Source organism: Nocardia aurea, from assembly GCF_003123685.1.
GTDB lineage: Bacteria > Actinomycetota > Actinomycetes > Mycobacteriales > Mycobacteriaceae > Nocardia > Nocardia aurea.
The window spans coordinates 49,807-61,243 of sequence record NZ_QCYJ01000018.1; the positions used below are offsets into that span (position 1 = coordinate 49,807).

Genomic DNA, 11,437 nt, shown 5'->3' on the forward strand with positions numbered 1-11,437 from the left:
TGCACCGCGCGATTCTGCCCAGAGCGTAACGAGCGAGGTCACGCGGCCGGGAAACGTACGCTCGGACCATGACCGAGCATCCGAGACTGCATGCGATTCCCGGAGGTCGTGACGACCGGCCTCGGCATCCGCGCCGCGAATCCCCGCCGGAACCGCTGTGGCGGGAGCTGCTCGGCGAACGCCTGCGCGAATTGCGCGGGCGACGGGGCGACACTCTCGCCGAGACGGCGAAACGGGCGGGTATCTCGCCGCAGTACCTGTCCGAGGTGGAACGGGGGCGCAAGGAACCGTCGAGCGAGATGATCGCCGCGCTCGCGGGGGCGCTCGGTGTCACGCTGGGTGAACTCACCGAACTGATCGCCGTGGAACTGCGATCGCTGCGTCCGACGGCGCCCGCGCGCCCGCCGGTGCGGTCCGAGACCAGGCCGACACTGCGAATGTCGGCCTGACCGAACGGTTTCAGTCGCGCTTGCGCATCACCAGGTCGGCGAGTCCGTATTCGACGGCGGCCTGGGCGGTGAAGACGCGGTCCCGGTCGGTGTCGTGACGCAGCCGTTCGACGGTCTGCCCGGTATGTACGGCGAGAATCGTCTCGATCTCGGCGCGCATGCGCACGAGTTCGTCGGCCTGGATGATCAGATCGGGAATCGCGCCCTGGCCGCGCGCGACGGGCTGATGCAGGACGACCCTGGCGTGCGGGAGCATGGCGCGATGGCCCGGCGCGCCACCGGCGAGCAGTACCGCGCCGACCGCGATGGCCTGACCGACGCAGGTCGTGTACACGGGCGCGCCGATGTGCTGGATGGTGTCGTACACGGCGAGCATGGAGGGCAGATCGCCGCCCTCGCAGTTGATGTAGAGCTGGATCTCCTGTTCGGGGCTCTCCGATTCCAGGTGCAGCAGTTGCGCGATCAGCGCGTTGGCCACGCCCGAATCGATCGGTGTGCCGAGATAGACGATCCGCTCGGCGAGCAGATGCGAGTAGATGTCGGTGACGCGTTCCCCGCCGCGCGGATGTTGGGCGATGACATTGGGAATCGTGTAGCTGCTCATGAGATTCCGATCCGATGCCGTTGCGGGACGATCTGCGCGAAGGACCCGACGATGTGGTCGATGAAGCCGTATTCCTCGGCCTGGGGCGCGGTGAACCAGCGGTCGTGCAGCGAGTCCTCGTAGACGCGGTCGAAGGGCTGGCCGGTGTCCTCGGCGATGATGCCGAGCACGGTGTCCACGGTGTGGCGCAGATCGTCGGCCTGGACTTCGATGTCGACGGTGCTGCCGCCGATACCCGCCGAACCCTGGTGCATGAGGATCCGCGCGTGCGGTAACGCGAATCGCTTGCCCTTCTGCCCCGACGACAACAGGAATTGCCCGGCGCTGCAAGCCAATCCGAGCGCCAGCGTGGAGACCTCGCAGGGGATCAGGCACATGACGTCGCGGATGGCGAGCATCGCGGGCACCGACCCGCCGGGTGAATGGATCCACAGTGAGATCCCGGCCTCTCCGTCCTCGGCGGCGAGGGTGAGCAACTGTGTCATCAGCAGGGTGCCGTTGTCGTCGTCGAGCGGTCCGTCCAGCACCACTATCCGGCGGCCGAGCAGTTGCTCTCGTGCGCGCCAACCGAACATCGGATTCTTGTCGTCGTCAGCCATGTCTCCACGGTGCACCCCCGGCGTCCGATTTTCGCGCCACGCTGCTCACAGCAGATCCGCTCACAGCAGCGAACAAACAATGATCCCAACGGTTCTCGACGAGCGCGTGTCGCCGTGGCATTTCGAATTTCTCGAGAAAACTCGAATTCACCACGTATGCGGAGAAATCGGTGACAACCGTATTCGGCTCGCTGTGCGCGAGCCGAATACGACACATTCACCAGCCGGAGCCGGAACCACCCGATCCGGTGTTCGAGACGACGGTTCCGATGACCATCTGGGCGAGCCCGGCGATCAAGGCAAGAAATTCCACAATGTCCTCCGACTTTCTCATCGCCGACTGTCCGGCGTAGCGGAGAACTTAACTCGAGTTCCATCTGAAAGAAAGATTCTTCATAAAAGTCATATTGCGCGACCTATTCGATCGGGCTCAACTACATACCGCGCCGCCCGATGCCGACCCGACCAGTTTGGTGTATTTCGCCAGCACACCTCGGGTGTAGCGGGGCGGTAGCGGGCTCCAGCCCCGGCTGCGGTCGAGGAGTTCGCGCTCGTCCACGTCGAGGTCGAGGGTGCCGTTCGCGACGTCGAGGCTGATCCGGTCGCCGTCGCGGATGAAGGCGATGGGACCGCCGTCGACGGCCTCGGGGGCGACGTGGCCGACGCAGAGGCCGGTGGTACCGCCGGAGAAGCGGCCGTCGGTGAGCAGCAGTACGTCCTTGCCCAGGCCCGCGCCCTTGATCGCGGCGGTGATGGCGAGCATCTCGCGCATACCCGGTCCGCCCTTGGGGCCCTCGTACCGGATGACGACCACGTCACCGCCGGTGATCGTCCCGTCCTCCAGCGCGTCGAGCGCCGCTCGCTCGCGTTCGAAAACTCTCGCGGTGCCGGTGAATACATCCGAATCGAAACCCGCCGACTTGACCACGGCGCCGCCGGGGGCGAGCGAGCCGCGCAGAATGGTGATGCCGCCGGTCGGATGGATGGGAGCCGACATGGCGCGCAGCACTTTTCCGTCCGGGTCGGGCGGGGCGATGTCGGCGAGGTTCTCCGCCACCGTCTTCCCGGTCACGGTGAGGCAATCCCCGTGCAGCAGACCGGCGTCGAGCAGGGCCTTCATGACCACCGGCACGCCGCCGATCCGGTCCACGTCGGTCATTACGTAACTGCCGAACGGTTTCACATCGGCCAGATGCGGGACGCGCGCGCCGACCCTGGCGAAATCGTCCAGGGTGAGCGGCACTTCCGCCTCGTGCGCGATGGCGAGCAGGTGCAGCACGGCATTGGTCGAACCACCGAAGGCCATCACCACCGCGATGGCGTTCTCGAACGCCTCGCGGGTCAGGATGTCGCGCGCGGTGATGCCGCGCCGGAGCAATTCGACGACGGCCGAGCCGCTGCGTCGCGCGAACCCGTCACGGCGACGGTCGGTCGCGGGTGGGGCCGCGCTGCCCGGCAACGACATGCCGAGCGCCTCGGCCGCGCTGGCCATGGTGTTGGCGGTGTACATGCCGCCGCAGGCGCCCTCGCCGGGGCAGATCGCGCGTTCGATCGCGTCGACGTCCTCGCGTGACATCAGTCCGCGTGAGCAGGCGCCGACCGCCTCGAAGGCGTCGATGATGGTGACCTGGCGCTCGCTGCCGTCGGACATTTTGGCGATACCCGGCAGGATCGAGCCCGCGTAGAGGAAAACGCTGGCCAGATCGAGCCGAGCCGCCGCCATCAGCATGCCGGGCAGCGATTTGTCACAGCCCGCGAGCAGGACCGAACCGTCGAGACGTTCGGCCTGCATGACCGTCTCGACGCTGTCGGCGATCACCTCGCGCGAGACCAGCGAGAAATGCATGCCCTCGTGGCCCATCGAGATGCCGTCGGAGACGGAGATGGTGCCGAATTCCAGCGGGTATCCGCCGCCCTCGAAGACACCGTCCTTGCACGCCTTGGCCAATCGGTCCAGCGACAGGTTGCACGGGGTGATCTCGTTCCACGACGACGCGACACCGATCTGGGATTTGGCGAAATCGGCGTCGCCCATCCCGACCGCGCGCAGCATTCCGCGCGCCGCGGTCTTCTCCAGTCCATCGGTGACATCGCGACTGCGCGGCTTGATGTCGGCTCCGGGCCGGTTCGTGGTGGTCATTACTGCAACGTACCGCCGTCGTGCCGGTTCGGAGGCGATCACCGCCGTTGTCCTGCGGATTCGTGCCGGTGCCTATGGTCGGTGCCATGGCAACGCCCGATTTCGTCCACACCCTGCGCGCCAGCGCGGGAAAGCAACTGCTCTGGCTGCCCGGGGTCTCCGCGGTGGTTTTCGACGACGCCGGTCGCATTCTGCTGGGCAGGCGCTCGGATTCCGGCCGATGGGCGGTGATCGCCGGAATGCCGGAACCGGGGGAACAGCCCGCGGCGTGCGCGGTGCGCGAGGTCTACGAGGAGACCGCGGTGCGCTGCGTCGTCGAACGGATCGTGCTGGTGCGGGCCCTGCCGCCGCACACCTACCCCAACGGCGACATCTGTCAGTTCATGGACCTCACCGTGCGCTGCCGCGCCGTCGACGGCGAGGCGAGGGTCAACGACGACGAGTCACTGGAGGTCGGCTGGTTCGCGCCCTCGGCCATGCCCGACCTCGCCGCGCACGACCGTTTCCGCGTCGATCAGGCGCTGGCCGACGAGCCGACCTGGTTCGAACCGGCGTGAGCGAACGCCCGGATCAGTCGTGCGCGTGGATCCTGGCCTGGACCTCGGGCCTGCGCAGCGGCGGGATCGTCTTGGGCGGAACCTTCCGTTCGGGCAACCGGGCGAGCAATCGCTGGGTGGCCTCGGCGATCTCCGCGACGGCCTCGTCCACGGCCGGGCGGGTGGCCTCGGAGATACTCGACAACCCACCGACCTTGCGGACGTACTGTAGCGCCGCCGCGGTGATTTCCTCGGATGTCGCGGCGGGCTCCAGCCCACGCAACGGGGTGATATTTCGGCACATACCCCGAGGCTAGCGCGGTCGCGGCGGGCTCGCCCCCGCTCGCGACAGGTCCTGGGCGGAACGCGCCGCGAGTGTCACACGTGCAGCGCGGCCAGCCGCCAGCCGTCGCGGGCGCAGGTGATCCGGGCGGCCACCGCGAAGTGGCGGGAGCCGCGGTGATAGCGCGCGTAGACCTCGGCGGTGGCCGGGTCGACCATGGAGATGTCCACCCGGGCCAGCACGGCGACACCGAGTTCACGGAACGGGACCCGGTCGCCGCCGACCATGCCGCGCAGGGCCGCCACCACCGGAGGATGGGCGACCGCGGCCAGTTGGCCCGCGGGTCTGCGATGGTCGAGCACTTCGAGGACGGTGCGCAGCGCGTATTCGGCGAATTTCCTGGCCGAGGTGTGGCCCTCGCCGACGGTGCGCGCGGGCAGCACCCGTTGGCGCGCGGTGCGGCGCACCGTCGCCCCGTGGCACGGCGTCGACCCGTGGCGCGGCGTTGTCCGGCCGTGCCGTGCCCGCGTCCCCGGCGCGGCGCGGATCTCCGCGTCGCGCAGTGGTGGTTCGAAACTCGGGGCAGACGTCAGCGCCCCATCGCTCTCGGTCATCGGATTCCCCTGATTCGGACCGCACCCGATCGGCTCGCCGCCCGGGCACCGGTGTGATCGCGCCGATTCTGCGGTGGGTTCGCACGACGGGCACGAGTAGTCGACTACCCGAATCGCCACCCGACCGGTCGCCCCTTTCCGCGTGGTCACCCTACGCGCTCAGGGCGTCGACCAGCGACGATTCCGAAAAGCCTTGCCTTGACCTCGACGTCAAGCCCTAGCGTCGGAGGCGACGCGCGGAAATGCCGCGCCGACAGTGCGATGCGGGAGTCATCATGATGCGAACCGATGCCGTCACGGCGGTCACCGACGCGACCTTCGCCCAGGAGGTCCTCGAATCCGAACTTCCGGTACTGGTGGAATTCACCGCGTCGTGGTGCCCGCCGTGCCGGATGATTGCCCCCGTCCTCGCCGAGATCGCCGAGGAACAGGCCGGGCGTGTGAAGGTGGTGGCGCTCGACGTCGACGCGAATCCCGAGACCGCCGCCGCGTACCGGGTCCTGTCCATGCCGACCCTCATGGTCTTCCGCGACGGCGGAGCGGTGCAGACCACCGTTGGCGCGCGTGCCAAGCGACGCCTGATGGCCGATCTCGACGAGGTGCTCTGAGATCCCGTTTCGAAGTTCGGCGAGCGGTCAGTCCTTGCGCGCCAGTCCGCCGAACGCGCCCGATTCCCACGGGTTCTCGCCCACGTCGGCCGGATCCTCCGGACGCCACAGCGGTAGGTGCACCACACCCGGTTCGAGCAGCGTCCAGCCGTCGAAATAGGTCGAGATCTGCTCGTGGGTGCGCAGGACGATCTCGGTGGAGGTGCGCCCGGACAGCTTCTGCGCCTCGAGCACCTCGGCGGGCTGACCGTCGAGGGTGGCGTGGGTGATCGCCAGATAGCTGCCGGGCGCGACGGCCTCGCGCAGTACCGCGACACACCCGGCCGGATCGGCGTCGTCGGCGAGGAAATGCAGGACGCCGAGCAGCAGCACGGCGACGGGTCTGTCGAAGTCGATCAGCGCGCGTACCTGCGGATCGGCCAGGATCTTCGCGGGCTCGGCCGCGTCGGCGTGGATGACGGCGGCATTCGGGTCACCGTCGAGGATGGCGCCGCTGTGGGCGACGGCGACGGGATCGATATCGACGTAGACGACACGCGCGGAGGGATCGACCGCGTGCGCGACCTCGTGCACGTTGCCGACGGTGGGAATCCCCGAGCCGATGTCGAGGAACTGGTCGATACCGCTTTCGGCGAGGAAGCGCACACAGCGCCGCAACAACTCCCGATTCGCGCGCATCGTCTCGGGGATACTCGGGCTGAACGCGGCGATTTGCTCGGCCAGCGCCCGGTCGATCTCGAAGTTGTGCAGCCCGCCGATGAAATAGTCGTACACGCGGGATGCGCTCGGCCGCTCCAGGTCGATCCCCTCGGGAGCCCAACTCGGTCTGGTCATGGATCCCCAAATCCTCTCGCACCGACCTTGTTTCGCCGACAAGCCGTCTCGGCGTGGCCATCGTATCCCAGCTGGGCACGATGCGGGCTTCGTCCACTAGTATCAGGCCTCATGGGTTGGGATGCCGGGCCCGCACCACATCCTGTCGGCCCGCACGCCGATCTCGCCGACCGATGGGTCGCTGCCCTCCGAGAGGGGGCCCGCGATCACATCGTGCCGATGAGTACGGCGCAAGCGCAGCTGCTGCTCACCGAGCTGGCCGGCGAACTCGGCGATGCCGCGAGCAGCTCACCGCTGCCCGTCGACCGGGTCGAGGCGGTGGGCGCGCGCCTGGCCGAATCACGTTTCGTCGGCAGCGAGGTACTCGGTCGCAGCGTCGCGGTACTCGGTGGGTACTTCGGCGCGGACGCCTCGGAACTGCTCGCCGCGTTCACCACCGGCTACCTGCGCGCGTTCCGCGCCTGGCTGCTGGCCGAGCAGGAAAGCGTCAGGGCCGCCGAGATCGCGGCGCGGCGCGCCACCGAGGCACAGCTGCGCGACAGCGAGGCCAGGTTGCGCGCGGTATTCGCCCAGGCCGGGGTCGGTACCGGCATATCCGATATGTCGGGCCGGATCATCGAGGTCAACGCCGCGTTCGCCCATATGCTCGGCTACGAACCCGTCGAGATGTGCGCGATGGCGGTCCCCGAACTCACCCATCCCGACGATCCGCCCGAGATGTGGGATCTCTACGCCTCGCTGATCCGCGGCGAACACGACAACGTCCAGGTGGAGAAGGCCTACAGCCACCGCCTCGGGCACGCGGTGTGGACCAATCTCAACGTCTCGCTGATCCGCGACGCGGACGGCGAGCCGCAGTACACCCTGGTCCTGGTCGAGGACATCTCCGAACGTCGCGCGCTGCGCGAACGGTTGCACTACCGGGCCCACCACGACCAGCTGACCGGACTGCCGAACCGTTCGAGGTTCTTCGACGCGCTCAGCGTCGCGTTCGCCGACCCGTCCGCGCGCGTCGGGCTCTGCTACGTCGATCTCGACCATTTCAAGAGCGTCAACGACACCTTCGGGCACGCGGCGGGCGACGAACTGCTCGTCCAGGCCGCCGCCAGGCTCAGTGCCTGCGCCTCGCTCCCCGAACATCTGGTCGCCCGGATGGGCGGCGACGAATTCGTCGTCCTGATACCGCATCCCCACAACCTCGGCGAGGTCGCCGGATTGGCCCGCACCGTACTCGACGCGCTGGCACGGCCTTTCGACATCCACGGCAATCACCTCACGATCACCGCGAGTATCGGCGTGATCGAGGACCGCGGACAGCACCGGACCGCCGACGAACTGCTCCAGGCCGCCGACACCACCATGTACTGGGCGAAAGCGGCGGGCCGCGACCGCTATTCGGTCTTCGACGCCGACCGGGGCAGACGCGAGAACACCAAGGCCGAACTGTCCGCCGCCATGCCCGCGTCGTTCACCCGGGGTGAATTCTTCCTCGACTACCAGCCGATCGTCGGCCTCGGCGACGAGCGCCTGGTCGCGGTGGAGGCGCTGGTGCGCTGGCGGCATCCCGAACTCGGGGTGCTACCACCGGGCCGGTTCGTGGATCTCGCCGAGGACAACGGTCATATCGACGCACTCGGCGCACTCGTCCTCGAACTGGCCTGCCGCGACAGCAAGCGCTGGCACGACCTGTTCCCCGCGCACACGCCGACGGTCAGCGTGAACGTCTCCGCCTCGGAGGTGGCCGATCCGACCTGGCTCGGCCGGGTGCAGCGGATGATCGCCGAGACCGGCATCCCGCCGGACCGATTACAACTGGAACTGACCGAACGCACCTTCATGGAGGCCGAAGGGCTTCCGCTGCAAGCACTGCGCACCCTGTCCGAGACCGGCGTCCGCATCGCGATCGACGATTTCGGCACCGGCTACTCCAATCTGGCCTATCTCGGCCAACTTCCGCTGCACGTGGTCAAACTCGCGGGCCCCTTCGTGCAGCGCATCCGCACTCCCGAGACGGTGAATCGCACCGATCTGCTCGTACTGGAGACCATCATCGGGCTCACCCACGCGCTCGGACTGACCGTCACCGCCGAATGCGTGGAAACCGCCTATCAGGCCGAACGCCTGCGCAACCTGGGGTGCGACACGGCGCAGGGGTGGCATTTCCACCGGCCGATGCCCGCGCACCGGATCACCGATCTGCTCGCCGAGCCCGCGATCGACGGTTCCCGGCGCCCGCGATGAGAAACGCGCTGGGCGCGGGGGCCCGCGCACTGGCATGCTGACTGGGTGAACGCCGGGGAGATCACCATCGACTTCGCGCCCGAACAGGACCTGTTCATCGCAGCGGCGCGCAGGGGTGGGCGATCCACCGTACGGATCGACGGCGTATCGACACTCGGACATCTGGTCGAAGCGCTCGGGGTGCCGCTCACCGAGGTCGGCGCGCTGCTGGTCGACGGTCGCGCGGTCATCCCCGCGCACGTTCCGATCGCGGGGCAGGCGACTTCCGTGCTCGCGGTGACCCGTCCGCAGCGGCGCGCCGAACCACTGCGTTTCCTGCTCGACATCCACCTGGGCACGTTGGCGCGGCGGTTGCGTCTGCTCGGTATCGACGCGGCCTACGAGAACCCGGATATCGGCGACGCGGCGCTGGCCACCCGGTCCGCGACCGAGCGCCGGGTGCTGCTCTCCCGCGATCGCGGACTGTTGCGGCGGCGCGAGATCTTCGCGGGCGCGTATGTCTACAGTCATCGGCCCGACGATCAACTCGACGATGTGCTGTCCCGTTTCGCTCCCCGCCTCGCGCCGTGGACGCGCTGCACCGCGTGCAACGGCGCGCTGCGGGCCGCCGACAAGGAGTCCATGCGCGGGCAACTGCCCGGCAGTACGGAACAGACCTACGACACCTTCGCGCAGTGCGTGGAATGCGGTCAGGCCTATTGGAAGGGCGCTCATCACGCGCGCCTGGACGAGATCGTCGCGAACGCCGAGGCGAAATTCGGTGCCTGACAGGTCTTCTCGACGGCAGATCCGGAACCCGATCCGCCACAGCTGATCCCGGACAACGGCTTGTCCGCTATCCGCCCGCCGCGCCGCGGCGAATACCCGTCTGATCACGACCGTCCGCCGAGGACGTTCCGATGCCGACGAAGGGTGGAGCGCTGTCATGGCCCAGTATTCGATCATCGCCGTGCTCGCCGCGGTCGTGGCGATGACGGTCTTCGTCGCCGGGGATCGTGTGCGGCCGCGGTCGTGGCGGCGGACCGACGACGAATACGCGGGCACCCTGGTATTGGACCTGATCAAGACCTTCTTCACCGCCGTCGTCGCCTTCGTCGTCGTGATCGGCTGGCAGCAGTATCAGAACGCCCGCGCGCACACCATCGCCGAATCGCAGGCGCTGGTCGACGCCTACTGGGCCGCGAACGCGCTGCCCGCCCCCGACGGGCGGCGGATCCAGGACGGGATAAGGGCTTACACCGAGCAGGTGATGAATGCCGAATGGGCCGCGATGGATCGGGAGGGCAGTCTGAGCGAGGCCGCCCAGCACACCCTGGATTCACTGCGCACCACGGTATCCGCGGTGTCGACCGCCGATACCGTGGTCGCGGATTCGCGCGCCGACGCCGTCGACGGACTGGACCGGGTGGCGCAAGCGCGTCAGGATCGCGCCGTCGACGTGCGCGAGGGTCTGCCCGGATTCCTCTACATCGCACTGATCTTCGGGACGGTCATGCTGCTGCTCAGTCCCGCCCTGTCCGGTGTCGGGGTCACCGCGCGCAGCATCGTGCTGATCGCACTGCTCGGGGTCGTCGTCGGGTCCGCGCTGTTGCAGATCCACAATCTCGACCACCCGTTCTCCGGGGGCAACCTCGTCTCGCGGGAGGCCTACGAACTCGCGGTGACCCGCTTCCAGCAGATCGCACCGTCGCCCGGCGCGCGGGTCGGCTAGCGGTCGCGATGGGTTCGATCGGATCACGCGGGGGTGGGCGCGAACTCGCCGTCGTCGCGGTGTCGGCGCTCGTCGTGCTGGCGTCCGGTGCGACAGCGCGGGCGGAAGGAGCACTCGGCGATCTGATATCGGGTAGTGCCGCACCGGACTCCGCGAGCGGAAATGCCGGGGGTGGAGTGGAACTCGCACTCGAACCGGCGGACCCGGTGTCGACCGGGACGACGCCGACGCGAGACCCCGTGGATGTTCCGGTCCCCGCGAATTCGGCCGAAGCGCTCGGACTCGACCCGGGCAGTGTCGCGGTCGCGTGCAGCGGCAGCGCGGCGGTGGGCAGTAGCGCGATCGGGTCGGGGCTCGCGACGGGTAGCGGATCCGGCACACCCGCCCTGATCGGCACGGGTTCGGGCGGTTCCGGGCTCGGCAGCGCCGCGGTCGGCAGCGCGGCGGCCGGGAGTGCTGTCCTGACCTGTGTGCTGTTGCTGCCCGCGCCCGCCTCGGCGCAACCCGCGATCCCGCTGCGCCTGGAACCACCGAATCCGGCCGTACCGGTGCCGAATCCGGTCGCGCCGCAGATCGTCGTCGCGCCGTCGGCAGCGGTACACGAAGTCGGGAGGCCCGTCTCCGCGCCCGTGTTCCGTCCACCGGAGGCCGTGCGGTCACCACCCGATCCGCTGGCATGGAATCTGCTGGAACTGGTCACGATTCTGGTGATGACGGTGGTCGCCGGAATCCGTACCGGATCGTCGGGCGCGAACATACGAACTCGCGGTGTCGACGTGGACTGATCGCCGGCGGAGGGTCGGGGCGTGAGAGTCGGG

The 11,437-nt window shown here is 68.4% G+C and carries 13 protein-coding genes; 7 read left to right on the plus strand and 6 right to left on the minus strand.

All coding sequences use genetic code 11. The features are described from left to right. Nucleotides 1–68: 68 nt before the first annotated feature. A complete protein-coding gene (locus tag DAT37_RS04465; RefSeq protein ID WP_109523402.1) occupies nt 69–449 on the plus strand; it encodes a helix-turn-helix domain-containing protein in 381 nt (126 codons plus the stop codon). 10 nt (nt 450–459) lie between these two features. Here DAT37_RS04465 and DAT37_RS04470 read toward each other — a convergent pair whose 3' ends face one another. From DAT37_RS04470 to ilvD, 3 genes are all read right to left on the minus strand, one after another. Further along, on the minus strand, nt 460–1,053 hold the full coding sequence (locus DAT37_RS04470) for a ClpP family protease (RefSeq protein ID WP_109523403.1): 594 nt from the start codon (nt 1,051–1,053) through the stop codon (nt 460–462). Continuing rightward, on the minus strand, nt 1,050–1,652 hold the full coding sequence (locus DAT37_RS04475; RefSeq protein WP_109523404.1) for a ClpP family protease: 603 nt from the start codon (nt 1,650–1,652) through the stop codon (nt 1,050–1,052). The genes DAT37_RS04470 and DAT37_RS04475 overlap by 4 nt, the downstream gene beginning before the upstream one ends. 430 nt (nt 1,653–2,082) lie before the next feature. Further along, complete coding sequence (gene ilvD, locus DAT37_RS04480) at nt 2,083–3,792, minus strand: dihydroxy-acid dehydratase (protein ID WP_109523405.1); 1,710 nt, start codon at nt 3,790–3,792, stop codon at nt 2,083–2,085. A gap of 86 nt (nt 3,793–3,878) precedes the next feature. Here ilvD and DAT37_RS04485 point away from each other — a divergent pair, with 86 nt between their 5' ends. Continuing rightward, nucleotides 3,879–4,349, plus strand: coding sequence for an NUDIX hydrolase (locus DAT37_RS04485; protein ID WP_109523508.1), 471 nt, complete (start codon nt 3,879–3,881; stop codon nt 4,347–4,349). A 13-nt stretch (nt 4,350–4,362) separates the two neighbouring features. Here DAT37_RS04485 and DAT37_RS04490 read toward each other — a convergent pair whose 3' ends face one another. Continuing rightward, a complete protein-coding gene (locus DAT37_RS04490) occupies nt 4,363–4,632 on the minus strand; it encodes a DUF2277 domain-containing protein (protein ID WP_109523406.1) in 270 nt (89 codons plus the stop codon). 74 nt (nt 4,633–4,706) lie between these two features. Then, nucleotides 4,707–5,225, minus strand: coding sequence for an Rv3235 family protein (locus DAT37_RS04495; protein ID WP_157978274.1), 519 nt, complete (start codon nt 5,223–5,225; stop codon nt 4,707–4,709). 275 nt (nt 5,226–5,500) lie between these two features. On the opposite strand from DAT37_RS04495, the gene trxA reads away from it, so the two are divergent. Next, nucleotides 5,501–5,833: a thioredoxin gene (gene trxA, locus DAT37_RS04500; RefSeq protein WP_109523509.1), complete on the plus strand. Its 333-nt coding sequence runs from the start codon at nt 5,501–5,503 to the stop codon at nt 5,831–5,833. Between the two features lie 27 nt (nt 5,834–5,860). On the opposite strand, the gene DAT37_RS04505 is transcribed toward trxA, so the two are convergent. Then, the gene (locus DAT37_RS04505) at nt 5,861–6,667 is read right to left on the minus strand and encodes an SAM-dependent methyltransferase (protein WP_109523408.1); all 807 of its coding nucleotides are present in this window, start codon (nt 6,665–6,667) and stop codon (nt 5,861–5,863) included. Between the two features lie 219 nt (nt 6,668–6,886). On the opposite strand from DAT37_RS04505, the gene DAT37_RS04510 reads away from it, so the two are divergent. The 4 genes from DAT37_RS04510 (at nt 6,887) to DAT37_RS04525 (ending at nt 11,404) form a co-directional block, all read left to right on the plus strand. Beyond that, the gene (locus DAT37_RS04510) at nt 6,887–8,908 is read left to right on the plus strand and encodes a putative bifunctional diguanylate cyclase/phosphodiesterase (protein ID WP_232839515.1); all 2,022 of its coding nucleotides are present in this window, start codon (nt 6,887–6,889) and stop codon (nt 8,906–8,908) included. A 45-nt stretch (nt 8,909–8,953) separates the two neighbouring features. Beyond that, nucleotides 8,954–9,676 carry a Mut7-C RNAse domain-containing protein gene (locus DAT37_RS04515; RefSeq protein ID WP_109523410.1) on the plus strand — a complete coding sequence of 241 codons (723 nt, stop codon included), beginning with the start codon at nt 8,954–8,956 and terminating at the stop codon, nt 9,674–9,676. A gap of 157 nt (nt 9,677–9,833) precedes the next feature. After that, a complete protein-coding gene (locus DAT37_RS04520; protein WP_109523411.1) occupies nt 9,834–10,619 on the plus strand; it encodes a bestrophin-like domain in 786 nt (261 codons plus the stop codon). Nucleotides 10,620–10,627: 8 nt separating this feature from the next. Continuing rightward, nucleotides 10,628–11,404: a hypothetical protein gene (locus DAT37_RS04525; RefSeq protein ID WP_109523412.1), complete on the plus strand. Its 777-nt coding sequence runs from the start codon at nt 10,628–10,630 to the stop codon at nt 11,402–11,404. Nucleotides 11,405–11,437 lie beyond the last annotated feature (33 nt).